Origin of the sequence: Microbacterium ulmi (assembly GCF_011759705.1) — a bacterium.
In the GTDB taxonomy this organism is placed as follows: Bacteria; Actinomycetota; Actinomycetes; order Actinomycetales; family Microbacteriaceae; genus Microbacterium; species Microbacterium ulmi.
In genome coordinates, this window is the sequence record NZ_JAAOZF010000002.1 from 320,673 (window position 1) to 346,015 (window position 25,343).

General features: G+C 69.4%; 24 protein-coding genes and 4 tRNA genes. 4 read left to right on the forward strand and 24 right to left on the reverse strand.

What is annotated here, in order from left to right; translation table 11 throughout:
• Positions 1-17: 17 nt before the first annotated feature.
• Positions 18-617 (forward strand): type IV toxin-antitoxin system AbiEi family antitoxin, encoded by a 600-nt coding sequence (locus tag FHS08_RS14155; RefSeq protein ID WP_341800429.1) that lies wholly within the window; start codon positions 18-20, stop codon positions 615-617.
• Here FHS08_RS14155 and FHS08_RS14160 read toward each other — a convergent pair.
• The 9 genes from FHS08_RS14160 to FHS08_RS14200 all read right to left on the reverse strand — a co-directional run bounded on the left by FHS08_RS14160 (position 596) and on the right by FHS08_RS14200 (position 10,118).
• The gene (locus tag FHS08_RS14160; protein ID WP_208382566.1) at positions 596-2,881 is read right to left on the reverse strand and encodes a RelA/SpoT family protein; all 2,286 of its coding nucleotides are present in this window, start codon (positions 2,879-2,881) and stop codon (positions 596-598) included. The genes FHS08_RS14155 and FHS08_RS14160 overlap by 22 nt on opposite strands.
• Before the next feature lie 36 nt (positions 2,882-2,917).
• Entirely contained in the window at positions 2,918-3,907 is a 990-nt protein-coding gene (gene secF, locus FHS08_RS14165; protein ID WP_167040485.1) for a protein translocase subunit SecF, read from the reverse strand.
• Positions 3,907-5,649, reverse strand: coding sequence for a protein translocase subunit SecD (gene secD / locus FHS08_RS14170; protein WP_167040487.1), 1,743 nt, complete (start codon positions 5,647-5,649; stop codon positions 3,907-3,909). The genes secF and secD overlap by 1 nt, the downstream gene beginning before the upstream one ends.
• A 42-nt stretch (positions 5,650-5,691) precedes the next feature.
• Positions 5,692-6,123 carry a preprotein translocase subunit YajC gene (locus tag FHS08_RS14175; RefSeq protein ID WP_167040489.1) on the reverse strand — a complete coding sequence of 144 codons (432 nt, stop codon included), beginning with the start codon at positions 6,121-6,123 and terminating at the stop codon, positions 5,692-5,694.
• An 82-nt stretch (positions 6,124-6,205) separates the two neighbouring features.
• Positions 6,206-7,228, reverse strand: a complete 1,023-nt coding sequence (ruvB, locus tag FHS08_RS14180) for a Holliday junction branch migration DNA helicase RuvB (RefSeq protein WP_167040491.1) — start codon at positions 7,226-7,228, stop codon at positions 6,206-6,208.
• Positions 7,221-7,841 carry a Holliday junction branch migration protein RuvA gene (ruvA, locus tag FHS08_RS14185; protein WP_167040493.1) on the reverse strand — a complete coding sequence of 207 codons (621 nt, stop codon included), beginning with the start codon at positions 7,839-7,841 and terminating at the stop codon, positions 7,221-7,223. Before ruvA ends, ruvB begins: the two co-directional genes overlap by 8 nt.
• Positions 7,842-7,902: 61 nt before the next feature.
• Positions 7,903-8,460 carry a crossover junction endodeoxyribonuclease RuvC gene (gene ruvC / locus FHS08_RS14190; RefSeq protein WP_167040495.1) on the reverse strand — a complete coding sequence of 186 codons (558 nt, stop codon included), beginning with the start codon at positions 8,458-8,460 and terminating at the stop codon, positions 7,903-7,905.
• 133 nt (positions 8,461-8,593) lie between these two features.
• Positions 8,594-9,352: a YebC/PmpR family DNA-binding transcriptional regulator gene (locus FHS08_RS14195; protein WP_167040497.1), complete on the reverse strand. Its 759-nt coding sequence runs from the start codon at positions 9,350-9,352 to the stop codon at positions 8,594-8,596.
• Between the two features lie 40 nt (positions 9,353-9,392).
• Positions 9,393-10,118 (reverse strand): hemerythrin domain-containing protein, encoded by a 726-nt coding sequence (locus FHS08_RS14200; RefSeq protein WP_167040500.1) that lies wholly within the window; start codon positions 10,116-10,118, stop codon positions 9,393-9,395.
• Positions 10,119-10,269: 151 nt separating this feature from the next.
• Here FHS08_RS14200 and FHS08_RS14205 point away from each other — a divergent pair, with 151 nt between their 5' ends.
• Positions 10,270-11,649 (forward strand): pyridoxal phosphate-dependent decarboxylase family protein, encoded by a 1,380-nt coding sequence (locus FHS08_RS14205; RefSeq protein WP_167040503.1) that lies wholly within the window; start codon positions 10,270-10,272, stop codon positions 11,647-11,649.
• Here the strand turns inward: FHS08_RS14205 and FHS08_RS14210 are convergent.
• From FHS08_RS14210 to pdxS, 3 genes are read right to left on the reverse strand one after another with little or no spacing between them, the layout of a single operon-like run.
• Positions 11,633-12,166, reverse strand: coding sequence for a DUF1697 domain-containing protein (locus FHS08_RS14210; RefSeq protein WP_167040506.1), 534 nt, complete (start codon positions 12,164-12,166; stop codon positions 11,633-11,635). The two genes, FHS08_RS14205 and FHS08_RS14210, sit on opposite strands and share 17 nt — an antisense overlap.
• A 29-nt stretch (positions 12,167-12,195) precedes the next feature.
• Positions 12,196-12,789, reverse strand: coding sequence for a pyridoxal 5'-phosphate synthase glutaminase subunit PdxT (gene pdxT, locus FHS08_RS14215; RefSeq protein WP_167040508.1), 594 nt, complete (start codon positions 12,787-12,789; stop codon positions 12,196-12,198).
• 47 nt (positions 12,790-12,836) lie between these two features.
• Positions 12,837-13,733, reverse strand: a complete 897-nt coding sequence (pdxS, locus tag FHS08_RS14220) for a pyridoxal 5'-phosphate synthase lyase subunit PdxS (protein WP_167040511.1) — start codon at positions 13,731-13,733, stop codon at positions 12,837-12,839.
• 72 nt (positions 13,734-13,805) lie between these two features.
• On the opposite strand from pdxS, the gene pdxY reads away from it, so the two are divergent.
• Complete coding sequence (pdxY, locus tag FHS08_RS14225; RefSeq protein WP_167040515.1) at positions 13,806-14,657, forward strand: pyridoxal kinase PdxY; 852 nt, start codon at positions 13,806-13,808, stop codon at positions 14,655-14,657.
• 37 nt (positions 14,658-14,694) lie between these two features.
• Here pdxY and FHS08_RS14230 read toward each other — a convergent pair whose 3' ends face one another.
• From FHS08_RS14230 to FHS08_RS14265, 8 genes are all read right to left on the reverse strand, one after another.
• Entirely contained in the window at positions 14,695-15,258 is a 564-nt protein-coding gene (locus tag FHS08_RS14230) for an HIT domain-containing protein (protein WP_167040518.1), read from the reverse strand.
• A complete protein-coding gene (thrS, locus tag FHS08_RS14235) occupies positions 15,255-17,264 on the reverse strand; it encodes a threonine--tRNA ligase (protein WP_167040521.1) in 2,010 nt (669 codons plus the stop codon). Before thrS ends, FHS08_RS14230 begins: the two co-directional genes overlap by 4 nt.
• Before the next feature lie 227 nt (positions 17,265-17,491).
• Positions 17,492-20,905, reverse strand: coding sequence for a S8 family serine peptidase (locus FHS08_RS14240; protein WP_167040524.1), 3,414 nt, complete (start codon positions 20,903-20,905; stop codon positions 17,492-17,494).
• Between the two features lie 151 nt (positions 20,906-21,056).
• On the reverse strand, positions 21,057-21,716 hold the full coding sequence (locus FHS08_RS14245; RefSeq protein ID WP_167040528.1) for a DNA alkylation repair protein: 660 nt from the start codon (positions 21,714-21,716) through the stop codon (positions 21,057-21,059).
• 9 nt (positions 21,717-21,725) lie between these two features.
• Positions 21,726-22,232 (reverse strand): glycine cleavage system transcriptional repressor, encoded by a 507-nt coding sequence (locus tag FHS08_RS14250; RefSeq protein ID WP_167040531.1) that lies wholly within the window; start codon positions 22,230-22,232, stop codon positions 21,726-21,728.
• 67 nt (positions 22,233-22,299) lie between these two features.
• Positions 22,300-22,374, reverse strand: a tRNA-Val gene (locus FHS08_RS14255).
• Positions 22,375-22,402: 28 nt separating this feature from the next.
• Positions 22,403-22,476 (reverse strand) — tRNA-Cys (locus FHS08_RS14260).
• Between the two features lie 52 nt (positions 22,477-22,528).
• A tRNA-Gly gene (locus FHS08_RS14265) sits at positions 22,529-22,601 on the reverse strand.
• A 150-nt stretch (positions 22,602-22,751) separates the two neighbouring features.
• Between FHS08_RS14265 and FHS08_RS14270 the strand changes: the two genes are divergently transcribed.
• Positions 22,752-22,824 (forward strand) — tRNA-Val (locus FHS08_RS14270).
• Between the two features lie 91 nt (positions 22,825-22,915).
• Here the strand turns inward: FHS08_RS14270 and FHS08_RS17350 are convergent.
• The 4 genes from FHS08_RS17350 to FHS08_RS14290 form a co-directional block, all read right to left on the reverse strand.
• On the reverse strand, positions 22,916-23,224 hold the full coding sequence (locus tag FHS08_RS17350) for a tyrosine-type recombinase/integrase (protein WP_167040533.1): 309 nt from the start codon (positions 23,222-23,224) through the stop codon (positions 22,916-22,918).
• A 323-nt stretch (positions 23,225-23,547) separates the two neighbouring features.
• Positions 23,548-24,024: a hypothetical protein gene (locus tag FHS08_RS14280; protein WP_167040535.1), complete on the reverse strand. Its 477-nt coding sequence runs from the start codon at positions 24,022-24,024 to the stop codon at positions 23,548-23,550.
• Positions 24,021-24,497: a hypothetical protein gene (locus FHS08_RS14285; RefSeq protein ID WP_167040537.1), complete on the reverse strand. Its 477-nt coding sequence runs from the start codon at positions 24,495-24,497 to the stop codon at positions 24,021-24,023. Before FHS08_RS14285 ends, FHS08_RS14280 begins: the two co-directional genes overlap by 4 nt.
• A gap of 259 nt (positions 24,498-24,756) precedes the next feature.
• The gene (locus FHS08_RS14290) at positions 24,757-25,293 is read right to left on the reverse strand and encodes a type II toxin-antitoxin system PemK/MazF family toxin (protein WP_167040540.1); all 537 of its coding nucleotides are present in this window, start codon (positions 25,291-25,293) and stop codon (positions 24,757-24,759) included.
• Positions 25,294-25,343 lie beyond the last annotated feature (50 nt).

Consider the following 25,343-nt stretch of genomic DNA (forward strand, 5'->3'; position numbering starts at 1 on the left):
GGGGCACACTGCCTCTTGTGACCCCGTCGCCTGCCTCGCCGTTCCTGTACTTCGTCGACGACCGCCTGTCGCCTGCCGAGCTGTCGGCCGCGCGACTCGACGGGCACCTCGTCGAGCTCGGCGACGCCTATATCCCGGCCGATGCGGTCGAGACCTCAGGACTGCGGGCGGGATCGCTTCGCGGCATCCTGGGCGACACCCTCGCGGCGACGCATCTGACGGCGGCCTGGGTGCACGGCGCGCTCTCCGAGCCTCCCGCGCGGCACACGGTGCAGCGGGCCGTCGCGAAGCGCCTGCATCACGTCATGGGCAGACGGATCCTCTACCGCGACGGCGCGATCGAGCAGGACGACCTGCAGGTGCTGGGCGGCGTGCTCGTGACCTCGCCCGTCCGCACGCTCGCCGACCTCGCGCGGGTGCCCGACGACTCCCATGCGGAGGCCGCCCGCCTCCTCGCCGACGCGCATCCCGGTCTCGCATCCGACGCGATCGCGTGGCTGAACGCGCATGGGTCGCTGCCGCACAAGCGCTCGGCGCTCGCGTTCCTGCGGGGCCTGGCAGAGCGCGACCGCGCGACCGCCCCCCGTGCAGGTCGTCAGGACGACGTGACGCGGTAGACGTCGTAGACGGCGTCGATGCGCCGCACGGCGTTGAGGACGCGGTCGAGATGCACGATGTCGCCCATCTCGAACACGAACCTGCTCAACGCGAGACGGTCGCTCGAGGTCGACACGGTCGCCGACAGGATGTTGACATGATGCTCGCTGAGCACGCGCGTGACGTCGCTCAGGAGGCCCGAGCGGTCGAGGGCCTCGACCTGGATCTGCACGAGGAAGACGCTCTTGGTCGTGGGGGCCCACTCGACCTCGATGATCCGCTCGGGATCCGACATCAGCGAGGTGACGTTCGTGCAGTCGGCGCGGTGCACCGACACGCCGCTGCCGCGCGTCACGAAGCCGACGATCTCGTCTCCGGGCACCGGCGTGCAGCACTTCGCGAGCTTGACGAGGATGTCGGGGGCGCCGCGCACGAGGATGCCGGAGTCGCCGCCGCGCGGGGCTCGCGACCGCCCGACGGCCGGGATGTCGATGAGGCCCGTCGACGTGTCGGTCGCGCTCACGAGCGCCGTCACCTTCTCGATGACCGACTGCGTCGACACGTGCCCTTCGCCGACGGCGGCGTACAGGGCAGAGACGTCCTCGTAGCGCAGCTGCTGTGCGACCTCCGCGAACGAGTCCTGGCTCATGAGGCGCTGCAGCGGCAGGTTCTGGCGGCGCATCGCGCGGGCGATCGCCTCCTTGCCCTGTTCGATCGCCTCTTCGCGGCGCTCCTTCGTGAACCACCCGCGGATCTTGCTGCGCGCGCGGGTGCTCTTGACGAACCCGAGCCAGTCCTGGCTGGGTCCGGCATCTGGGTTCTTGGAGGTGAACACCTCGACGACGTCGCCGCTCTTGAGCTCGGACTCGAGGGGCACGAGTCGTCCGTTGACCTTGGCGCCCATCGTGCGATGGCCGACCTCGGTGTGCACGGCGTAGGCGAAGTCGACGGGCGTCGCGCCCGCAGGCAGGCCGATGACGCGCCCCTTCGGCGTGAAGACGTAGACCTCCTTGGCACCGATCTCGAAGCGCAGCGAGTCGAGGAACTCGCCGGGGTCGGCCGTCTCGGCCTGCCAGTCGGAGATGTGCGCGAGCCAGGCCATGTCGGCGTCGACGGACTTGGAGTCCGGCTTGCCGCCGTTCATCTGCTCCTTGTACTTCCAGTGCGCCGCGACGCCGTACTCCGCCTGCTGATGCATCTCGTTCGTGCGGATCTGGATCTCGACCGTTCGGCCGCCCGGTCCGATGACGGTCGTGTGCAGCGACTGGTACAGATTGAACTTCGGCGTCGCGATGTAGTCCTTGAAGCGGCCGGGCAGCGGCGTCCAGCGAGCGTGGATGGCGCCCAGGACCGCGTAGCAGTCACGGACGCTGCCGACGAGGATGCGGATGCCGATGAGATCGTAGATGTCGTCGAACTCGCGGCCGCGCACGACCATCTTCTGATAGACGGAGTACAGCTGCTTGGGCCGGCCCATGACGCGCCCACGGATGCGCAGCTCTCTCAGGTCGGCGTCGACGGCGCCGATGACGTTCTGCACATACTGCTCTCGCTGCGGCGTGCGCTGCTTCACAAGGCTCTCGATCTCGGCGTAGAGCTTGGGGTGCAGGACGGCGAACGACAGGTCTTCGAGCTCGGACTTGATCGCCTGGATGCCGAGCCGGTGTGCGAGCGGCGCATAGATCTCGAGTGTCTCGGTCGCCTTCTTCGCGGCCTTCTCGGGAGGCACGAAGCCCCACGTGCGCGCGTTGTGCAGGCGGTCGGCGAGCTTGATGAGCAGGACCCGGATGTCCTTGGACATCGCGACGATCATCTTGCGGACGGTCTCGGCCTGCGCGCTCTCGCCGTACTTGACCTTGTCGAGCTTCGTGACGCCGTCGACGAGCATCGCGACCTCGTCGCCGAACTCGGCCGTGAGCTGGTCGAGCCCGTACTCGGTGTCTTCGACGGTGTCGTGCAGCAGCGCGGCTGCGATGGCCTTGGGCCCGAGCCCCAGATCGGCCAGGATCTGGGCGACCGCGAGCGGATGCGTGATGTACGGCTCGCCGCTCTGACGCGTCTGACCCGCGTGCGCGCCCTCGGCGGTGGTGTACGCGCGCTCGACGATCGTCAGGTCGCCCTTCGGGTGGTGCGTGCGCACCGTGCGGAGGAGCTGTTCGACGTCGTCGCGGCGCGCCGCGCGCGAGAAGATGCGCGGCACGAGGCGGCGCAGCGACGAGGTCTGCGCGGCCGCAGGAACGGTCTCGGTCACGCCGATCTCCTCCCCTGCGCCGGAATGATCCATCCTACGCCCGCGCCGGGCGCGCCCCGGCCGTCTTCGCTAGGCCGGAACGCCCGCCCGCTCGCGCAACGCGAGAACCTTCGCATCGTGCGCCTTGACCGCCGGCTCGCTCTCGCGGAAGAACGAGTACAGCGGAGCCGCGACGAACAGGGTCGAGTAGGCCGCGACGATGATGCCGACGAAGATCGACAGCGAGATGTCGCTGAGAGTCTGCGCGCCGAGCCAGAAGGCACCGATGAACAGGATCGCGCCGACCGGCAGGATCGCGACGACCGTCGTGTTGATCGACCGCACGAGCGTCTGGTTGACCGCGAGGTTCACGGACTCGCCGAACGTCCTGCCCGTGGCCTCGCCGTCCTCGGCCGTGTTCTCGCGGATCTTGTCGAACACGACGGTCGTGTCGTAGAGCGAGTAGGCGAGGATCGTGAGGAACCCGATGACGGCCGCAGGCGAGATCTCGAACCCGGCCAGCGCGTAGATGCCGATCGTGATCACGAGCACGTCGACGAGGCCGAGGATCGCCGCCGCCGACATCTTCCACGTGCGGAAGTAGAGCGCGAGGATCAGGAACGTGAGCGCGAGGAAGATCGCGAGGCCCCACAGCGACTGGCGTGTGACGTCGGCTCCCCAGCTGGGGCCGATGAAGGATGCCGAGACCTCGCTCGCGTCGACCTCGTACGCCTCGGCGAGGGCCGCGGAGACCGCACGCGTCTCGGGGTCGCTCATCTGATCGGTCTGCACTCGGACGGTGTCGGTGCCGACGATGACGACCTTCGTCGTCGCGCCGGCGACGACCGACTGCACGGCATCCGTCGCGATGGACTGATCGGTGCTCGTGACGCCCGACACGGTGAACTGCGAGCCGCCCGTGAACTCGATCGAGAACTGGACGGGTCGGATGAACGGCACGAGGGCAGCGCCGACCACGAGGATCGCGGCGATGAGGAACCACAGGCGCCGGCGTCCGACGAACGGGAAGGACGTCTTTCCGGTGTAGAGGTCGTTGCCGAGCTCGTTCATGGAGCGCATCAGGCGTCTCCCCCCTTGCCGGTCGTGTCGGGTCTGCCGTCGCCCTTGGCGGTGGTCGCGGCCGCGAGCTCGGCCTGCTTGCGCTCGGCGATCGTCTGACGACGCTCGGCCTCGCCGCGCGACTTCTGCGTGCGGCGGGCGGCGCCGCCTTTGGCCGTCTCGAGGACGGGTGCCCGGAACTGCGCGCGGCCCCGGTATACGGCGCCGAGGGCGTCGGGGTCGAGCCCGGACAGGCGGTGGCCCGAGCCGAAGAACCGCGTGCGCGCCAGGAGCTGCAGGACGGGGTGCGTGAAGAGGATGAAGATCAGGACGTCGATCGCGGTCGTGAGTCCGAGCGTGAAGGCGAAGCCCTTCACGGTCGCGTCCGCGAGGATGTACAGGACGACGGCCGCGAGGATGTTGATCGACTTCGAGATGTAGATCGTCCGTCTTGCCCGCGCCCAACCGTCCTCGACGGCGCCGGTGATCGACTTGCCGTCGCGCAGCTCGTCCCTGATGCGCTCGAAGTACACGATGAACGAGTCCGCCGTGAAGCCGATCGTCACGATGAGGCCCGCGACACCAGCGAGCGACAGCCGGAAGCCCATGCGCCACGCGAGGATGCACAGGGCGAGGTACGTCAGGACGCCCATCACCGCGAGAGAGGCGATGATGACGAAGCCGAGCGCGCGGTAGACGATGAGGGAGTAGATCGCGACGAGGGCGAGGCCGATGAGGCCCGCGATGAGGCCGATCTGCAGCTGCTGCGTTCCGAGCGTCGCGGAGATCGAGTTGGAGCTCTCCACGACGAAGCTCAGCGGGAGCGCACCGTACCGGAGTTGGTCGGCGAGGGTCCTGGCCGACTCCTGCGTGAAGCTGCCCGTGATGCTTGGGTTGCCGTCGAGGATCACGGCGTTCATCGAGGGCGCCGACAGCACGTAGCCGTCGAGCACGAAGGCGAACTGGTTCAGCGGAGCGGTCGCGCCGTACAGACGCTGGCTGATCTGGCCGAAAGTCTGGGTGCCCTCGTCGTCGAACTTGAGGTTGACCGCCCACAGCCCGTTCTGCTGCTGCAGGCCGTAGCTCGCGTCCGAGATCGACGAGCCGTCGAGCTCGACGGGACCGAGGATGTACTTGACCGAGCCGTCGGCCTCGCACGTGATGAGCGGCTGGTCCTTCGGCGCGTTCGCGGGATCGTTCTCGGGGTTCGCGCAGTCGTAGGCGAGGAACTGCGCCTGCAGCTTCTCCGTGATCCAGGCGGGATCGCTGCCGTTCGTCGGCGACGCCGTCGGCGTGGCGTTCAGCGACGGATCGGGCGTCGGGTACGGCGTCTCCTTGCCGTCGTCGCCCACGAAGGTCGTCGCCGGCGCGCCCGCATAGAGGACTGCGCGCAGCTGCAGCTGGGCGGACGCCTCGATGCGGTTGCGGGTCTCCTCGTCGGCCGGGCCGGGGATCTGCACGACGATCTGGTTGCCGGCCTGAGTCGTCACGTCCGCCTCGCCGACGCCCGACGCGTCGACGCGCTGACGGATGATCGTCGCCGCCTGGTTCATCTGGTCGTCGGTCGGGGCCGTCCCGTCGGCGCTCTGCGCCTCGAGGATGATCTGCGTGCCGCCCTGGAGGTCGAGCGCGAGCTCCGGGGTCCAGGAGCTCTTGCCGAAGACGTAGACGCCGAGGGCGTTGATGCCGAACAGCACGCACGTGATCACGAGCAGCCAGGTGAGGGCGCGCCAGGCATGCCGGACGGGGGTGGATGTCGCCACGAGGGGTCAGCTTTCTCGATGCCCGGCGTACGGGCGAACGGATCAGGCCTGGGGCTTGGCGCCGGGCTCGGTGTCGGTGTCGGCCTCGCCGGCCGCCGCGTCGTCGCTGACGGAGGACTCCGCGCCTTCGGCGACGTCGGCGGCGTACTCCTCGGCCTCGTCTTCGGCCTCGAGGTACTCGTCCTCGGTCACGGCGCCCTCGGTGGGGCTCACGATGCGCAGGATCGACTGGCTGTGCACCTTGATGTCGACGCCGGGAGCGATCTCGACGATGGCGGGCTGGTCGAGGTTGTCGGGGTCGTACGCGACGATCGTGCCGTACAGACCGCCCTGCAGAAGCACCTCGGCGCCGGGGACCGTCTGACGGGCCTTGGCCTCCTGCTCGAGCTTCTGCTTCGCCATCCGTCGCCGCGAGCTCCAGAACATGAAGACGAGGAGCACCAGCAGCAGTATGGGCAGAATCCACTCAGTCATGTGGAGGGGCACCTTTCAGGTGTGGCGCGCAGCATGGCTGCGCTGCCGTGAAGTTCGGGGGTTCGGCGAAAGCCTTCAGTGATTATAGGTCATCGAATCTCAGGGCCCCGTCGGCGTGCGCGACGCCGAGGTGGGCGTAGGCCTCCGGCGTCGCGATGCGCCCCCGAGGCGTGCGTCCGAGGAACCCGATGCGGACGAGGTACGGCTCGACGACGGACTCGATCGTCTCCGCCTCCTCGCCGACGGCGACGGCGAGCGTGCTGAGCCCGACCGGGCCGCCGCGGAAGCGGTGCACGATCGCGTCGAGCACGGCCCTGTCGAGCCGGTCGAGCCCGATCGCGTCGACGTCGTACAGCTCGAGGGCTGCCGCGACGGCTGCGGCATCCGCTCCGCCGCCGTGCACGACGGCGTAGTCGCGGACGCGTCGCAGGAGCCTGTTCGCGATGCGCGGCGTGCCGCGCGAACGCCGGGCGATCTCGGCGCGGGCCGAGACGGGAAGATCGACGCCGAGCATCGCGGCGGAGCGCTCGACGACGCGCTCCAGCTCGGCGGGCTCGTAGAACTCGAGGTGCGCCGTGAACCCGAACCGGTCGCGCAGAGGGTTCGGGAGCAGCCCGGAGCGGGTCGTCGCGCCGACGAGGGTGAACGGCGCGAGATCGAGCGGGATGCTCGTCGCGCCTGCTCCCTTTCCGACCATGATGTCGATGCGGAAGTCCTCCATCGCGAGATAGAGCATCTCCTCCGCGGAACGCGCCATCCTGTGCACTTCGTCGATGAACAGCACTTCGCCCGGCGTGAGGCTCGAGAGGAGGGCGGCAAGGTCGCCCGCGTGCTGGATGGCGGGTCCGCTCGAGAGCCGCAGGGGGCGACCGCTCTCGTGCGCCACGATCATCGCGAGCGTGGTCTTGCCGAGCCCGGGGGGTCCGGACATCAGGATGTGGTCGGGCGAGCGCTGCTGAATGCGAGCGGCGTCCAGCAGCAGCTGCAGCTGCCCGCGCACCTTGTGCTGTCCGACGAACTCCGCGAGGGACGTGGGGCGCAGCGCCCCCTCGATCGCGAGCTCGGTCTCGTCGACGGGCTCGCCGACGTCGCGCAGGTCATCCACCGACGGACTCCTTCCGGGCAGGGCCGAGCACGGCGAGGGTCAGCCGGAGAAGGGCCGAGACGGAGGCGCGCTCATGCTCGCCCGCGTCGGCGGCGACGGATGCCACGGCCTCCGCCGCGATGCGCTCGGACCAGCCGAGCCCGACGAGGGCCTGCGTGACCTGCGCCGACACGACGGGCGCGGCATCCGGAGCCGCTCCCGCCGTCGCGTGGACGGGAGCGAGCTTTCCGGCGAGCTGCACGACGATGAGCTTCGCGGTCTTGGGCCCGATGCCCGACACGCGGCGGAACGGAGCGTCGTCGTCGGCCGCGACGGCATCCGCGATCTGACCCACCGTCAGGGCGGAGAGCACGCCGAGCGCGGACTTCGGCCCGACCCCCGTGACGCCGAGCAGCTGGGAGAACACGACGAGCTCGTCGCGCGAGGAGAACCCGAACAGCGTCAGCGCGTCCTCACGCACGATGAGGTTCGTGTGCAGCGCGAGCTCGTGGCCGACGTGCGCCGTGCGAGCCACCTGAGGGGTCACGTGGACGGCGAGCCCGACGCCGCCGACCTCGACGACGACGGACTCCGCTTCGACGTGGGCGACGCGTCCGCGCAGCGAGGAGATCATTCTCCGAGCCTACGGACGGATTCGCAGGTTTGTTCGAGCGACACGCTCCCGCGACGGGCGATCACCGGCGCGCGACGCGCTCGGCATCGGCCCACGCGCGCTGCGCGGGCGTCAGCGTCGTCGCCGGACTCGCGGCGGGGGCGCCGCGCCACGCATGGCAGAGGGCGAGAGCGAGCGCGTCCGCGGCGTCCGCCGGCTTCGGAAGCTCGTCGAGCCGCAGGATGCGCGCGACCATCGTCTGCACCTGCCGCTTGTCGGCGGCGCCGTAGCCCGTGATGGCCGCCTTGACCTCGGACGGCGTGTGCGTCGCGGCGGGGATGCCGCGCTCCCCCGCCGCGAGCAGCGCGATGCCGCTCGCCTGGGCCGTGCCCATCACGGTGGTGCGGTTGTGCTGCGCGAAGACGCGCTCGACGGCGACGACCGACGGGGCGAACTCGTCGATGACGGCCCTGATGCCGGCCGCGATCCTCGCGAGCCGCCGTTCGATGGGCTCGCCCGGATCCGACCGCACGACCCCGACGTGCACGAGGGTCGCGGAGCGGTCGCGTGCGACATCCACGATCCCCACGCCGCACCGGGTGAGGCCCGGGTCGACGCCCAGCACCCGCAATCGACTCACCGTCTCACGCTAGCCCCGCCTCTCCCCGGCGCCCCGCAGACCCGCCGCTCCGAGAACGACAAGCCGCTTCTGCGGCTGGACGACACGCGGTGCGTGCCGTGCGGCGCAGAAGCGGCTCCCGGCTCGGAAGAGGTCAGTCGTCGTTCTCGAGCTCGGCCTGGACCTCGGCCGACAGGTCGAAGTTGCTGTACACGTTCTGCACGTCGTCGCTGTCTTCGAGCGCGTCGATGAGGCGGAAGACCTTGCGCGCCGTGTCGGCGTCGATCTCGACCTTGAGCGACGGCACGAACTCGACGTCTGCGGACTCGTAGTCGAGGCCGGCGGCCTGCAGCGCGGCGCGGACGGGCACGAGGTCGGAGGCGTCCGTGACGACCTCGAAGCCCTGGGCGTGCGGCTCGACCTCCTCGGCACCGGCCTCGAGGGCCGCGAGCATGACGTCGTCCTCGGTCGTGCCCTCACCGGACACGACGATGACGCCCTTGCGCGAGAAGTTGTAGGCGACCGAGCCCGGGTCGGCGAGCGTTCCGCCGTTGCGGGAGAGCGCCGTGCGCACCTCGGCCGCAGCGCGGTTCTTGTTGTCGGTCAGACACTCGATGAGCAGGGCCACGCCGTTGGGTCCGTAGCCTTCGTACACGATCGTCGTGTACTCGACCGACTCGCCGCCGACACCCGCTCCGCGCTTGATGGCGCGATCGATGTTGTCATTCGGGACCGAGGTCTTCTTCGCCTTCTGGACGGCGTCGTAGAGGGTCGGGTTGCCTGCGAGGTCTGCGCCGCCGAGCTTGGCGGCGACCTCGATGTTCTTGATGAGCTTGGCGAACGACTTGGCGCGGCGCGCGTCGATGACGGCCTTCTTGTGCTTCGTCGTCGCCCACTTGGAGTGGCCGGACATGGGATCGATTCTAGGCGACCGGATGCCGCGACCCGACGGGCTACAGCGTCTCGGGGATCTCGCGCCCGGGGAAGAGAGTCGAGTACTGCTTGCGGTAGAGCCCCTTGCCGACCAGTCGGTAGGCCATGCGGATCGGGAGGGGGATGTCCTTGAAGAACTCCTCGCGCTCTCCTGGCGGGTTCGTCGCGAGGATCATGCCGAGGTACGCGAGGACGACCTTCTTCTCGAACTCGTCGACCCCGTGCTGCGCGAGCTTGCCGAACTCCTTCTCGGTCATCACCCTCTCGACGGCCGGCGTCGCCTCGGTGACCTCACGGCGGAGATGGACCTTCAGGACCTTCGAGAGCTCGGCGTACATGGTGGCCAGCTCCTCCCCGAGAGCGGAGTCGGGGGCGACGATCCAGCGCTCCCGGACCGCGGCGATCTCGTCCAGCCGGGCCGAGACCTCCTGGTGCTGGGCGAGCATGAGATCGACGTGCAGCGCGCATGCGGGCGCGCGCTCCCGCAGCACCGGATACATGTAGAGGTCTTCGCCCTCATGATGCACGTGCAGGAGCTTGTCGACGTTGCGGAAGACGTCTCCCACGTACGCCGAGCGCGCCGTGTCGCCCGCGGCGACGGAGCGTGCGAGCCCCGGCATCTCGTCGTAGAGCCACAGGAAGACGCGATGGATGCGGCGCATCCCCGCCGACGCCTGGCACAGGACGGGGCCGTCCGGTATCGGCGCGGTCGTCTCGCCCGCCTGCATCGTGAAGAAATCGGACATGACAGAGTCCCCAGTCATCCGTCCCGCTCCCCGCGGGTACACTCCCCTGCTCCCCCGGCTGCGACGATACGCGAGCCTCCGCGGCCGGGCAACAGGGTCTGCCCGAGATGGTCGTTGTATCAGGACGCGCACCGGAGAACACTCGGTGTGCATGGACGAACGACAACGCGCCCTCCAGGCGGCCCACCGCGCGGCTCTCGACTTCCTCGACTCGCTCGACGACCGGCCCGTGTGGCCCCGGGCGACGCTCGATGACATGCTCGCGGTCTTCGGCGGGCCTCTCGGCGAAGAAGGCCGAGATGCCGCGGACGTGGTCGCAGAGCTCGCCGACAAGGCGGAGCCGGGCCTGGTCGCGATCCCCGGCGGACGGTTCTTCGGATTCGTCATCGGCGGCACGCTTCCTGCCGCCCTGGCCGCCGACTGGCTCGTGTCGACGTGGGATCAGAACTCCGGCTCGAGCACCCTCACCCCGACGACGGTCGCCCTCGAGCGTATCGCCGGGGAGTGGATCTGCGACCTGCTCGGGCTCCCCGCGGAGGCGGTCGTGGGCTGGGTCACGGGAGCGCAGGTGTCGAACTACGTGTGCCTCGCCATCGCGCAGCATGCCGTCCTGCGCCGGGTCGGGTGGGATGCGACGAAGCGGGGACTGCGCCGCGCCCCCGCCGTGCGACTCGTCGTCGGAGAGCATCGTCACGGATCGATCGATCGGGCGGCGAGGTTCTGCGGCATCGGATCCGAGGAGTTCACCGTCGTGGCCGCCGACGACCAGGGGCGCATGATCCCGCAGGCGCTGGAGACCGCCCTCTCCGTCGGCGACGGACCCGCGATCGTGTGCCTGCAGGCGGGAGAGGTGCACACGGGCGCGTTCGACCCCTTCGCCGAGCTCGTCCCCATCGCGCGCCGCCACGGCGCATGGGTCCACATCGACGGCGCGTTCGGGCTGTGGGCCGCGGCATCCGATCGCCTCCGCCCCCTCACCGACGGCATGACCGACGCGGACTCGTGGACGACCGACGCGCACAAGACGCTCAACGTGCCGTACGACTGCGGCATCGCGATCGTGCGCGACCCCGCCGATGCGATCGCGTTCTTCCGCGCGGGCGGCGACTATCTCGTCTTCACGAGCCTCGACCCGTGGGACGTGAGCCCCGAGCTGTCGCGGCGAGGACGCGGCGTGCCCGCGTGGGCCGCGCTGCGGAGCCTGGGCCGTCGGGGCGTCGCAGCCCTCATCGACCGTCTTCGCGACAACGCCGGGCGCCTCGAGGCAGGGCTGCGCGGCATCCCGGGCGTCATCGTCGTGAACGAGGTTCCCTACACGCAGGTGATGTTCCGGCTCGAGGACGACGAGGCCACACGCGCGCTCGGCGCCGCGATCCTGGAGGAGGGCACGGCCGCCCTCACCGGCGCCGAGTGGGACGGTCGCGCGACCCTCCGATGCTCGATGTCGTCGTGGGCGACGACGCAAGAGGACGTCGATCTCACGGTGGCGGCGATCGCCCGGCTCGTCGGGGAGCTCAGCTCGCGATCTTGACGAGCGTGCGCAGGTTGCGGTTGGTCGTCGTCGCCTTGTAGCGCGCCTTTGCCAGCATCTTCGCGAACGGGGTGTCGACCGTCGTGCCCTTGACGGGGTTCCAGTAGACGACGCCGGGCCCTGTCGAGATCGGGTCCACCGACGGATCGAGGGATGCCGCGGCCGCCGCGAGCTCCGTCCGCGTCGCCTCGTCGGTGCAGAAGACCACCCACGGCTGCCGTGCGGGATTGTCGGCGTCGAACGGGAAGCCGTCGATCGCCGCGTCGAGCTCGGACCGCGTGACGAGCACGATCCAGGCGTCGTACGAGAACCTGTCGCGCAGGGCGGCCTCGATGCGGGACTTCAGCGCGGCGCGGTGAACCGCCGCGGCATCCGTCTCGAAGCGCACGTTGCCGCTCGCGAGGAACGTGCGGACGTCGTCGAAGCCCTGCTCGCGGAAGAGCGCGCCCAGGTCGGCGCTGCGGATCGTTATGCCGCCGACGTTGACTCCGCGCAGCAGCGCGACCCAGGTCGTCATGGCGGCGAGCCTACGCGCGACCCCCGACGTCAGGCGTTCCGCACGGCGTCGAGGAGCAACCCGTGGAAACGGTGCTCGCCCATGACCTCGGGATGGAACGACGTCCCGAGCAGCGCGCCCGAGCGCACGGCGACGACGCGGCCGTCCGAGAGCGCCGCAAGGGGCTCGACGCCCGCGCCGACGTCCTCGACGAGGGGCGCGCGGATGAACACCGCGTGCACGGGCGGCTCTCCGAGCACCGGGATGTCGAGATCGGTCTCGAAGGAGTCGACCTGGCTGCCGAACGCGTTGCGGCGGACCGTCACGTCGAGGCCGCCGAACGTCTGCTGCCCCTCGATGCCGTCCGTGATGCGCTCGGCCAGGAGGATGAGCCCTGCGCACGTGCCGTACATCGGCATCCCCCCGGCGATCGCGGCGCGGATCGGGTCGCGCATGCCGAACGCGCGCGACAGCTTGTCGATGACGCTGGACTCGCCCCCGGGGATGACGAGCCCGTCCACGGCCGCGAGCTCGGCGGGGCGTCGCACGAGGTCGACGTCCGCGCCGAGCTCCGTGAGGACGCGGGCATGCTCGCGCACGTCGCCCTGCAGCGCGAGGATGCCGACGCGGGGACGTGCCGCCATCGGCTACCAGCCGCGCTCTGCTGCTCGGCGAGCTCGGATCACGGCCGTCACCAGCCGCGATCGGCGAGTCGGTGGGGAGCCGCGAGATCGGCGACGTTGATGCCGACCATCGCCTCACCGAGACCGCGAGAGACGTCCGCGATCACCTTCGGGTCGTCGTAGAACGTCGTCGCCTTGACGATGGCGGCGGCGCGCTCGGCGGGATTGCCGGACTTGAAGATGCCCGAGCCGACGAACACGCCGTCGGCGCCGAGCTGCATCATCATGGCGGCGTCGGCGGGCGTGGCCACACCGCCCGCGACGAACAGGACGACGGGGAGCTTGCCCGTCTCGGCGATCTCCGCGACGAGGTCGTAGGGCGCCTGGAGCTCCTTCGCGGCGACGAACAGCTCGTCCTTCGTCATGGAGCGCAGGACGTTGATCTCGCTCGAGATCTTCCGGATGTGCTTCGTGGCCTCGGAGACGTCGCCGGTGCCGGCTTCGCCCTTCGAGCGGATCATCGCGGCACCCTCGTTGATGCGCCGCAGGGCCTCGCCGAGGTTCGTCGCGCCGCACACGAACGGGACCGTGAACTTCCACTTGTCGATGTGGTTGACGTAGTCGGCGGGCGAGAGCACCTCGGACTCGTCGATGTAGTCGACGCCGAGCTCCTGCAGCACCTGCGCCTCGACGAAGTGGCCGATGCGCGCCTTCGCCATGACCGGGATCGAGACCGAGGCGATGATGTCGTCGATGAGGTCGGGATCGCTCATGCGGGCGACGCCGCCCTGCGCGCGGATGTCGGCGGGAACACGCTCGAGCGCCATGACGGCGACGGCGCCGGCATCCTCTGCGATCTTCGCCTGCTCGGCCGTGACGACGTCCATGATGACGCCGCCCTTCAGCATCTCCGCGAGGCCGCGCTTGACGCGGCTCGATCCGACCTGGTTGGGGGTCTCAGTCATAACCATCGATTCTAGTTCGCGCAGGATGCCGCTCCTGCCGCGCCGGATGCGCACGGGTGGCATGATCGGACGGTGAAGATCCTCTCGATCCAGTCGGCCGTCGCGTACGGTCACGTCGGCAACTCCGCCGCGGTCTTCCCGCTGCAGCGCATCGGCGTCGAGGTGCTCCCCATCTACACGGTCGCCTTCTCGAACCACACGGGGTACGGCGCCTGGCGCGGTCCGCTCATCGCGCCGTCCGACGTCGCCGACGTCATCACGGGCATCGAGGAGCGCGGAGTCTTCCCGCAGATCGACGTCGTGCTGTCCGGATACCAGGGAGGCGAAGGCATCGGCGACGTCATCATCGACGCCGTCGCACGTGTGAAGGCCGCGAACCCGGATGCCGTGTACGCGTGCGATCCCGTCATGGGCAACGCGAGGTCGGGATGCTTCGTCGCCCCGGCGATCCCCGTCCTCCTGCGCGAGCGCGTCGTCCCCGTGGCAGACATCATCACGCCCAACCAGTTCGAGCTGGGCTTCCTCACGGGCACGGAGCCCGGCTCGATCGAGTCGACGCTCGAGTCGGTGGAGGCGGCGCGGGCGATGGGGCCGCGGACGGTGCTCGTCACGAGCGTCGAGCGCCCCGACCGGGAAGAGGGCACGATCGAGATGCTCGCCGTCGACGACGCGGGAGCCTGGATCGTCCAGACGCCTCTGCTGCCCCTGAAGGCGAACGGCTCGGGCGACGTCACGGCTGCCCTCTTCACGGCGCACTACCGCCGGACGGGGGATGCCGCGGACGCCCTCGCACGCACGGCCTCGAGCGTCTTCGACCTGCTCGAGAACACGCACCGCTCAGGCGAGCGCGAGCTGCAGCTCGTCGAGTCACAGGAGGCGTACGCGCATCCGCGCATGCAGTTCTCCGTGCGCGCGGTGCGCTGAACGGCCGCATCCTTCGCGGCGCATCGTGCCGCCGCGGTCAGTCGCCCCACGCGTCGGCGAGAGCGCGGCGGACATCGCCGAGCAGTTGCGGCAGCGCCTTCGTCCTCGCGATGATCGGGAAGAAGTTCGCGTCTGCGGCCCATCGCGGCACGATGTGCTGATGCAGGTGCTCATCGACGCCCGCGCCCGCGACCGCGCCCTGGTTCATCCCGAGGTTGAAGCCGTCGCAGCGCGACACGCGCCGAAGGACCCGCATCCCCTGCTGCGTGAGCGCGCCGATCTCGGCGACCTCCTCCTGGGTGGCCTGGTCGTAGGTCGCGACATGACGGTACGGGCACACGAGCAGGTGGCCCGAGTTGTACGGGAAGAGGTTCAGCAGGACGTACGCCGTCTCGCCGCGGGCGACGATGAGGCCGTCCTCGTCGGATCTGTGCGGAGCGGCGCAGAAGGGGCACGCGTCGCGCAGCACCTGCGGGCCCGCCTGGATGTACGCCATCCTGTGCGGGGTCCACAGGCGCTGGAACTCGTCGGGGACGCCCGGAAGCTCGCTCGCGGCGATCAGCCGGGCGTCCTCGACGTCCGTCTCCGCAGCGTCCGTCACGCCAGGTCCTCCGCGGTGTCGACGAGCGCCTTCGACGCGATCGCGGTCTGGATGCGCCGCACCGCGTCGGCGATCGGGATGCCGTTCTCCTGCGAGCCGTCACGGAAGCGGAAGGACACGGTGCCCGCTGTGCGGTCCTGCTCGCCCGCGATGAGCATGAGCGGGACCTTCTGCGTCGTGTGGGTGCGGATCTTCTTCTGCATGCGGTCGTCGCTGTGGTCGAGCTCGGCGCGGACGCCGTCGGCCTTCAGCTGGGCGACGACCTCGCCGAGGTAGTCGGCATACTCGTCGGCGACGGGGATGCCGACGACCTGCACGGGCGAGAGCCACACGGGGAACGCGCCCGCATAGTGCTCGAGCAGGATCGCGAAGAACCGCTCGGCGGAGCCGAACAGGGCGCGGTGGATCATGACCGGGCGGTGCTTCTCGCCGTCGGGACCCGTGAACTCGAGGCCGAACCGCTCCGGAAGGTTGAAGTCGATCTGCACCGTCGACAGCTGCCACGTGCGACCGAGGGCGTCCTTCGTCTTGAGGTCGATCTTCGGCCCGTAGAACGCCGCCTCGCCTTCGACCTCGGTGAGCTTGAGGCCGGACGCCTTCGCGACACGGCGCAGCGCGTCGGATGCTTGGGTCCAGTGCTCCTCGTCGCCGATCCACTTGTCCTTCTCGTCGTCGCGCAGCGACAGCTCGAGCTCGAAGTCGGTGAGGCCGAAGTCGCGCAGCATGGAGAGGACGAAGTCGAGCACACGGCCCGCCTCCTCTTCGAGCTGATCGGGTGTGACGAACAGGTGCGAGTCGTCCTGTGTGAAGCCGCGCACGCGGGTGAGCCCGTGCAGCGCTCCGGAGAGCTCGTAGCGGTACACGGTGCCGTTCTCGTAGAGACGCATCGGCAGGTCGCGGTAGCTTCGGGCGCGCTCGCGGTAGATGAGGATGTGCATGGGGCAGTTCATCGGCTTCAGGTAGTAGTCGATGCCCGTCTTCGTCACCTCGCCTGCAGCGTCGCGCTCCTCGTCGAGGCGGATCGGCGGGAACATGCCCTCCTTGTACGTCACGAGGTGGTTGGACTCGATGAAGAGGTCCTTCTTCGTGATGTGCGGCGTGTAGACGTAGGTGTAGCCGCCCTCGCGGTGGCGCTTGAGGGCGTGCTGCTCCATCTCCTGCCGGATGATGCCGCCCTTGGGGTGCCACACCGACAGTCCCGAGCCGATCTCGTCGGGGAACGAGAACAGGTCGAGCTCCTTGCCGAGCTTGCGGTGATCGCGCTTGGCCGCCTCTTCGAGGCGGAGCTGGTAGGCCCGCAGCTCGTCCTTCGTGGGCCATGCGGTGCCGTAGATGCGCTGCAGCTGCGGGTTCTTCTCGCTCCCCCGCCAGTACGCGCCGGCGACGCGCTGCAGTGCCCAGCCGTTGCCGATGAGGCGCGTGTTCGGCAGGTGCGGCCCGCGGCAGAGGTCCTTCCAGACGGTCTCGCCGTCGCGGTTCACGTTGTCGTAGATCGTCAGCTCGCCGGCGCCGACCTCGACCGAGGCGCCCTCGGTCTTCTCCGCTCCGCCGCCCTTGAGTCCGATGAGCTCGAGCTTGAAGGGCTCGTTCGCGAGCTCGGCGCGCGCCTCGTCGTCGGTCACGACACGGCGGACGAAGCGCTGCCCCTCGCGGATGATGCGCTGCATCTCCTTGTCGATCGCCTTGAGCTTCTCGGGCGTGAACGGCTCGTCGACGCCGAAGTCGTAGTAGAAGCCGTCCGTGATGGGCGGGCCGATGCCGAGGTTCGCCTGCGGGTCGATGCGCTGCACGGCCTGCGCGAGCACGTGCGCCGTGGAGTGGCGCAGGATGCCGAGCCCGTCCGGGCTGTCGATCGCGACGGGCTCGACGGCATCCGTCGCCTCCACGATCGTCGCGAGATCCTTCAGCTCGCCGTTGACGCGGAGCGCGACGACGGAGCGGTCGGGGAAGAGGGCGAAGCCGTCGGCGGGATACGCCACGTCCGACGGGATGACGACGTCAGTCAAGGGAACTCTCCAGAGCGTGAGGTGGAATCAAGGCTACCGGTGCGGATCGCACGGGATTTCGCTCAGCTTCGGACGCGCGCGGCGTCCTGCCCGCTCAGGCGCGACGCGTTCGCGTGCCGGTTGCCGCGACGATCGTCGCGACGAGCAGCCGGCGCAGTTCCATGCACACATGATATCGGCGCCGGATCCACAAGGGATCCGGCGCCGATACGCCCTGCGAGCGCGGGCTACTTGACGGTGATCTTCGTCGTCTCGACGGGGATCACGTTGAGCGCGGACGACTGGAGAGTCGCGGCGGTCGTCCACGTGCCCTTGATGAGCCCCTTCAGCGTGTAGTCGAACGTCACGGCGCCCCCCGCGACGGGCGGGGTGGTCGTGATCCGCAGCTCGGTGCCCTCCGCGACGCTGTCGTTCGGCGCGGTTGCGCCGCTCGATCCGTCACGGTTCTCGGCGCCGGTCAGCGTCGGATAGCTCGCGTCGCGGTTCAGCGTGCCGTAGGTGAACGAGATGTCCTCCGTCCCGTCGACCCCGATCCAGATCTGGAACGAGTTCGTCTTGTCGGGCTGTCCGTAGAGCGCGACCGCGTCCCAATCGAGCACGAGCCACGTGTTGACTCCGTCCGTCAGCGTCCCGGCGCGGAACGCTCCGCCGTTGGCGAAGTTGAGATCCGTCCAGTACGGGGCCAGCACGTTGTTGGGTGCAGCCGGGTTCGGGAAGTCGTCCGGGTGGGGTTCGAACTCGACGTCCGCCGAGGTCCCGCCGCCGACGACGGCGTACCCGTTGGAGGTGATGCCGATCCGGTTGTAGACCTCACCGCCGTACAAGAAGTTCGGAACGTTGAAGTTCGCGATCGTCTCGTCTCCGAGCCCTGGTGTCGGCGCGATCCCGAAAAGCGACAGCGGGAGGTAGCCGGCCGGCGACGTCCCCGGTGCCACGCCCGTGATCGTCGGTGCCTTCGCCCCCGCGAGCGTCCCCTTCCACGTGGCTCCGAGGAGCTGCTTCTTGGCGGGCGCCGTGACGCTCGTCACCTGGAGGAGAGGGTTGGCGACGACGTCGATCTTGGCGTCGACGTCGACCGGCAGCTGGCTCGAGGCCGAGACGGTGCACGTCGTCGTCTTGCCGCGGGCGATCTCCGACGGGGTGCAGGACTGCGTCAGAGCGATCGCGGCATCGCCGACGTTCGCAGCGACGGGCAGCACGACCGGGATCGCGCCGCTCTTGGACGGAGTGAGCGTCACCTGGCCGGTGTGCCAGCCGTCCGTCGCCTTGATGCCGTTCAGGATGATCGTGATCTCCCGAGACGCGCCTGCCTTCAGCGTGAACGAGAGGGGCGCGACGATGAGCTGCAGTCCGTCCGCGTTGGTGCCCTTCGCCGTGAACGTCAGCGAGCCGCTCGTGGCGTTCGTGACGGTGCGCTTGACGATCGCCGCACCGGGCAGCGGGTTGACGTTGACGCTCGCGATGTTGAGGTTCTGCCGCGAGTTCGGGTTGGTCGCGCTCGCCGCGAAGTTCGCGGCCGTCTCGCTGATGGTCAGCGAAGGCGCCACCGCACGGTCGGCACGGATGCTGCCCGCGCCACGGTCGAAGACGCCCGCGGCGCTGCCGTCGGGGTTCACGACGCTCTGCACAGACGACGTCATGAGCGCCGACTTGACCTGTCCGGGCGTCCACGTGGGGTGAGCCGCCTTGACGAGGAGCGAGACGCCCGCCGCGTGCGGCGACGACATCGACGTTCCCGCGATCGCCTGGAACAGCTCGCCCTGCGGTCCCGTCGCGAGGTCGGTGGACTCCGGCGTGTGACCGGCGAGCACCTGCACCCCCGGTGCCGTGACATCGGGCTTCAGGAAGTCGCCGAGAGGACCGCGAGAGCTGAAGCCGGCCATGACGTCTCCGGCGGCCTTGGTCGACTGACCCGCCGCCCACGTCGCCGTCACATCGGGGTGCCCCGAGATGTAGGCGACGAGTTCGGCGTTGGGGCCCTCGAGGTGGATCGCGGGGAGGAAGTGGTTGTCGGTCTCGGTGTCGCTCGCGGTCGGGTTGTAAAGGATGAGGCCCGCAGCGCCGCCCTGCGTCGCGTAGAAGCCCTTCTCGACGCGGCCGACGGGTCCGTTCGGACCCGTCCCGCCGCGCTCGCACGCGACGACCTGGCCCGTGAGGCTTCCCGCGGCGAACGGCGTGCTGCAGATCGCGCCGCCCGTGTACCCGGGGACGTTCTGCGCCAGCACGACGGGCGCGTTCGTCACACCGGACGTCAGCGTCGCGCCGCCCTTCGAGAACGACGTGCCGTCGCTCGAGGTCAGGGTGAGCGTCGACGTGAACGCGCGGTCGAAGGTCGATGCGGCGACGGTGGTCAGCCACGGGCCCGCGTGGTCGGCGGTCGCGGCCCCCGGCCCGGCGTTGCCGGCGGACACATTCACGGTGATGCCTGCCGCGAAGGCGTCGAGGAACGCGAGCTCCACGGCATCCGTGTAGGCCGAGCCGCCGCCGCTGATCGAGAAGTTGATCACGTCGACGCCGTCGAGGATCGCCTGCTGGACGGCGGCGGTCGAATCCGAGGTGTAGCAGCCTGCGATGCACACGCGGTAGGCGATGATCGAGGCTCCGGGCGCGATGCCGCTGACGGGTCCGCGATCGACGCCGAAGATCGGCGCGTTCTGGACGTAGCTGCCCGCTGCAGTGGTGGCCGTGTGCGTGCCGTGGCCGTCCGAGTCGCGGGGCGAGCACGCGGTGGCGGTGCAGAAGTCCGCAGCGCCGGGCGACTCCAGTGCGATCTGGGTGTCGAGGAACGCGCGAGCGCCGACCAGCTTGTCGTTGCACGCGAAGGCGGCGTCGCCTGCGATCCCGAACTCGCAGTCCCGCAGTCCGCCGGGAGGCGTCGGGATGCCGTTGTCGGCGAGCATCGGGTGCTCGGGCCAGATGCCCGTGTCGAGCACGCCGATGATGACGCCCTGACCCGCGTGGTCACGACCGCCGAGCGCGGGCCAGACCTTGTCGGCGCCCACGAAGGTGCTCGCATCGTTGTCGAGCGGCGCCGCGCCGCCCGCCGCGAGAGCGGGACCGGATGCCGCAACCCCCGCGAGGGTCGCGCCCGAGTCGCGGGTGGGGGTGCTCCTGCGCGCGTTGTCCTGCACGGCCGCGACTCCGGGCACGCCCAGGATGAGCTTCGCGTCGCGCGCGGGGACCGTCACGGCGAGCCCGCCGTACGCGATGGCGTACGAGCTCAGGACCTTGGTCGATGGCACGGCGGCGGCGATGCCCTTCTGCGCGTCGGCGAGAACGGACTCGACGTGCTGCAGATACTTCGCAACGGCGGGGTCGCTCAGCGAGAGCTTCTTCCCCGTCACTTCCGGGCTGGTCGCAGCGAACCCCTCCACGTCGCCCGTGTAGGACGCGACGGGGTCGACGTCGACCTTGATCATCGCGGTGATGACCTGGCCGTCCGTGCGGCCGATGACGGCGGAGTCGCTCTCCGCGAGACGTCCGGTCTTGGTCCTTGCGCTGTCGGTCGGGGCCTCGGACGGCGTGAGCGCCGTCGCCGTGAACTCCGGCGGCGGATCCGTCGCCGCGGTCGCCGGAATGGCGGTCCCCACGGCGAGGATCGAGGCGGTGAGTGCTGCAAGGACGGCGGAACGTCGCTTCATCTTCGAGCCCTTCCCGGATGCAATCCGCATCCCGAATCTGTCTCCCCTTGTCGCAGAACGTAGTCGGAAGCGACCGATATATCTACAGCGTGCTCACAGGGATCACTCAGGCGATGTCCAGGCTCGGCGCCGCGGGAGACCGAGGGCGGGGTCAGAGGTGCTTGAGGGCTTCCCGACTGCTCAGCGGGCTCAGGTCGTGGGTCTCCACGTAGGCGCGCACCCAGTCCGGGGCGATGCGGGCGTACTCGCGCAGCGCCCATCCGATCGCCTTCCGGATGAAGAACTCCGAGTCCGTGCGATTCGGCTCGATCACGTCCGCCAGCAGCGCGGAATCGACCCGGTCGCGCCGCCCCAGCTGCGAGATGATCGCGATCCGGCGCATCCAGAGGTCGGCGTCGACGCTCCACAGGCGCACAAGGGCGGCGGTCTCGACGGGGTGCGCGTCGTGCAGGTCGGCGAGCCGGTGCGCGAGGTCGTCTGTGAAATCCCACCACTGCCCCGTGCGCACCATGTGCTCGATGAGAGGCACGAGACCGAGATCGCCGCGGAAGGGCCGCAGCGCGAGGATCGCCAGCGCCGCATAGCGCTCTTCGCGATGGGATGCCGCGTCCCACAGGTCGGCAGCCGCTGCGCGCAGGGTCGCGGCATCCGTCTCCCCCGCGACGGCGGCGCGCACGAGCCGGCGGGTCTCGGGGAGCGTCGTGCCGTGGAAGGCCATCGCCGACTTCATGTACGCCTGCTGCGCCGCAGCGCGCGCGGGGTCGCCCGAGGCGCGGAGCGCAGAGCGGATGCCGTCCGCGAGCGTCGTCATCTCGAACGGTCAGCCGACCGTCAGGTCGACCTGGATCTCGCCCGCGAGCCGCTCGAGATCGGCCGTCGCGGCCGCGACGTCGGCATCCGGGGTCACTCGCACGCTGACCACGGCCTCGAACAGCGTGCCGCCCGACATGGGCGCGTCGAGCGTGCGGCTCGTGAACCGGTCGATGCTGAGCCCGCGCCCGACGAGCGCCCGCGTCACCTCCCGCACGATGCCCGGGCGATCGTTGCCGAGCACCGTGAAGACGAACCGCTCGCCACCCGGCGGGGCGTCGGCGGCGCCCGCGTGCGGAGTGATGTTCAGGATGCCGCGGAGCCCTTCGAGCTCGGTCGTGAGGTCGGCGAGCCTGTCCTCTGGCACGGATACGAGCACGACGCCTGCGAAGGCCCCTGCGAGCTCGGCGAGCTCGCTGCGCTCCCAGTTGCCGCCGTGTGCCGCGATGACGTCCGCGACGGCCTGGACGAGTCCTGCGCGGTCCTCGCCGACGAGCGTGAGCACGAGCTTCGCCATGGTGGCGAGCCTAGCGCGCGAGGATGCCGGAGAAGCAGAAAACCCCCGGGGTTCCGGGGGCTTCGAGTGGTGGGCGATACTGGGATCGAACCAGTGACCTCTTCCGTGTCAGGGAAGCGCGCTACCGCTGCGCCAATCGCCCGAGGTCGTGCTCCGGTCGGGACCGGGAGTGGAGGTGGCGACGGGATTCGAACCCGTGTAAACGGCTTTGCAGGCCGGTGCCTAGCCGCTCGGCCACGCCACCGCGTGTGGTTTGACCCCACGTGCCATGGTCCCCGAGGGGATCCCTGCACTCGAGCGGATGACGAGACTCGAACTCGCGACCCTCACCTTGGCAAGGTGATGCGCTACCAACTGCGCTACATCCGCATTTCGTTCCCGGTGTCCCGGGCACTTGAATGACTTTAGCCGACGATTCTCCAACTCACAAACCGGCGGACGCCCGCGCGTGTCCCGCTCGGACGGTTCGTCAGCGGCTCCCCCATCGGGTAGGATCGAGACTCGGTCCTCACGGATCATGGGCGATTGGCGCAGTTGGTAGCGCGCTTCCTTCACACGGAAGAGGTCGTCGGTTCGAGTCCGGCATCGCCCACAGAAGTATTGCCCCGGAATCACACGGAAGCGGCGAGTGAACGGGGCTTTTTCGCGCGCTCAGAACGGCGCTGCGTGGACGGAATCGCTGGTTACACCCAGCCCGACTCCTCCCACGCTTCACCAGCCGCGACATGTGGCGCGTTCTGCGCGAGACGCTGACCCCTGACTGCACGAAGCGCACGCGGTCCCAGCCCCCACCTGTCGGCCCTGCCTGGCTCGGCTCTTCGCCGTACCCTCCGACACGTTCGCGCGGTAGCCTCCCCCGCGCCGTGCGACCTGCAGCGGTTGGTGTGCACATGGAGCACCTTCCCCGGCACGTCCACGTCCGACCAGCGGAGCCCCGCAAGTTCGCCGCGCCTCAGGCCCGTGTACAGGGCGAGTTCGTAGAACTGGAGCATGCTCGACTCCCCCGCCGCGATGACGAACGCGGACACCTGCCCCGGGGTCCACAGCGGCTCATTCAGGGCGTGCCCCTGTTCGTGTCCTCGGCCGCGACAACGGGCACCGTGTGGGCATCCCCCGTGTCCGCGCGATCATCGTGCGTCGGAACGACGTGGACCTGGCTGTGCACCGCTCCGTGTAGTTCACCAGCGACCGCACAGCGATTCGCGCGACCATGCGCGTGTCCTTCGCGTTCCCCAACGCGGCGGCGATTCAGAAGATCAGCCTGGCGACTGATGGCAGGGCGCGCATTGAGCCTGGTGGGGCTCATGCGCGCCCCTCAGTAGCCCTCTTCAGCCTCAGGGTTCTTGGCCTTCTTCGGAAGGGGAACGACCTGGACTGCCGGGTCGCCACGCTGAACGACAGATTCGGATGCGTCCAGTTCCTTCTCAGCGAAGCCGTCGCTAGACCTGAGGGTCTCCACGACCTCCTTGGCGGGTTGATAGTTCGCGTCATATCCGAGAAGGCTGGCCGCACGGAAGGCTGAAAGGTACGGGGTGCCTACCTCGGGGATGGTGACCGTGCGGAAGGTCCGACCGACCGCCATGTGCGGCTGTACGCTGACGACCTTTACTTCGGTCTTCGGCCACTCGACGTTCCCTAGCGGTTCGTTGGTGTCCGGGTCCGTGATCTCGATTCCGCCTGGGTAGAGGATCTTGAATCTCATTCCGATTTCGACGCCTTCCTCCGCGCCGACATTCAGGACGAGTTCACGTTCGTTCAGGACGGTGGCTACCTTGCCTTCGATGCGACTCACGACGGCTCCTCCGGTTCTTGCTTCTGATCTTCCTCCGCGAGACGCGCGATAGCGTCGGGATGGAAGAGCGCCCAGTCCTGCGCAGAAGCGCTCATGCCCTCTTCCAGGTAGGACAGTTCCACGCTGAGTTGACCAACTGAAGACCTCAACTTCGTCCCCGTCTCCGTGGCAAACGCGTTCTCAGCGCGAACGCGCGCGCGCCGGGCCTGCGAGGTTAGCAACAAGAGACGCCCGACCGCCGCGTTTGCTAGCGATGGATCGGCCCGGCCAGCCTTGTCAAACATGAAGGCCCCGCCGAACTGCAGGCCGCCCGCGACCAGGACGAGAATCACCCCGACGGTGATCCCCCATCCCTCACCAGTCGGGATGAAGGCGAGGGCGACCGTCAGCAGGAATGCGCCGGCGACTAGCCAGCCGCCTACCGTGCGTGTCGAACGCCGCTTCCGTGCTTTCGGAGGCTTGGCGTTGGTCACGCGCTCATCTTGGCGGAGTGTGTGGACTCAGTGTGGACAGACTCGCGGGGAGACGACGTGAGCGGCCGTGACGGAACGGGATGAGTCCGCTCCCAACCCTTGATATTCCGGGGCGGAACGGGACTCACTGGGACTCAAGAGGATGGCCCTTCGCTCCTTCACACGGACGAGGTCGTCGGTTCGAGTCTGGCATCGCCCACAGCTGACACCCGCGCAACGCCGCGGGTGTTCTGTGTTTCGGCCCGCGAGCTTCGGCGTGTCAGCGTCCGGCATCCCACCCGTAGCGACGGTGCAGCGCGTTGGCGACGACGACGAACCTGTCCAGATCGAGGACGGATGCCTCGCGCCGCATGCCGTCGGCGTGCACGCTGTAGATCTGCTCGATGTCGATCCACGACGGACGCCCCTGGGAGTCCCACGACCCCGGGCCGATCGAGAGGAAGTCGCGACTGCCCTCGTGCGACTTGCTCGTCAGGCGCACGGCGTAGACCCGCTCGACGCTCTGGCGGCCGATCACGAGGACGGGGCGGTCCTTGCCACGTCCGTCCCGCTCGTCATACGGAACCCATGTCCAGACCACTTCGCCCGCGTCGGGATCGCCGTCCTTGTCAGGGGTGTACGTGATGCGCAGCCCGTCGCGTGCGGGCGGCTCGATCTCGAGCGTGGCCGTGGGCCCCGACCGGCCGGGCTCGGCATCCTGTTCCTGAGCCACGCGGGCGCGTGCGGCCGCGTGGCTGCGGGAGGACCCGCCGAACAGCCCTGCGATGGCGCCGAGGATTCCCTGTCGCTGTGTCACATCCGTCACCCTAGCCGCCACGCGACGCCGGTCCGGGCACGCGCGAGGGG

Bases quoted from the DNA above. Each gene is read 5' to 3' on its own strand.
- FHS08_RS14160 (WP_208382566.1), bottom strand. From the start codon at position 2,881: ATGGATCATTCCGGCGCAGGGGAGGAGATCGGCGTGACCGAGACCGTT.
- secF (WP_167040485.1), bottom strand. From the start codon at position 3,907: ATGCGCTCCATGAACGAGCTCGGCAACGACCTCTACACCGGAAAGACG.
- FHS08_RS14175 (WP_167040489.1), bottom strand. From the start codon at position 6,123: ATGACTGAGTGGATTCTGCCCATACTGCTGCTGGTGCTCCTCGTCTTC.
- ruvA (WP_167040493.1), bottom strand. From the start codon at position 7,841: ATGATCTCCTCGCTGCGCGGACGCGTCGCCCACGTCGAAGCGGAGTCC.
- FHS08_RS14195 (WP_167040497.1), bottom strand. From the start codon at position 9,352: ATGTCCGGCCACTCCAAGTGGGCGACGACGAAGCACAAGAAGGCCGTC.
- FHS08_RS14200 (WP_167040500.1), bottom strand. From the start codon at position 10,118: ATGTCCGATTTCTTCACGATGCAGGCGGGCGAGACGACCGCGCCGATA.
- FHS08_RS14205 (WP_167040503.1), top strand. From the start codon at position 10,270: ATGGACGAACGACAACGCGCCCTCCAGGCGGCCCACCGCGCGGCTCTC.
- FHS08_RS14210 (WP_167040506.1), bottom strand. From the start codon at position 12,166: ATGACGACCTGGGTCGCGCTGCTGCGCGGAGTCAACGTCGGCGGCATA.
- pdxT (WP_167040508.1), bottom strand. From the start codon at position 12,789: ATGGCGGCACGTCCCCGCGTCGGCATCCTCGCGCTGCAGGGCGACGTG.
- pdxS (WP_167040511.1), bottom strand. From the start codon at position 13,733: ATGACTGAGACCCCCAACCAGGTCGGATCGAGCCGCGTCAAGCGCGGC.
- FHS08_RS14240 (WP_167040524.1), bottom strand. From the start codon at position 20,905: ATGAAGCGACGTTCCGCCGTCCTTGCAGCACTCACCGCCTCGATCCTC.
- FHS08_RS14245 (WP_167040528.1), bottom strand. From the start codon at position 21,716: ATGACGACGCTCGCGGACGGCATCCGCTCTGCGCTCCGCGCCTCGGGC.
- FHS08_RS14250 (WP_167040531.1), bottom strand. From the start codon at position 22,232: ATGGCGAAGCTCGTGCTCACGCTCGTCGGCGAGGACCGCGCAGGACTC.
- FHS08_RS17350 (WP_167040533.1), bottom strand. From the start codon at position 23,224: ATGCTCCAGTTCTACGAACTCGCCCTGTACACGGGCCTGAGGCGCGGC.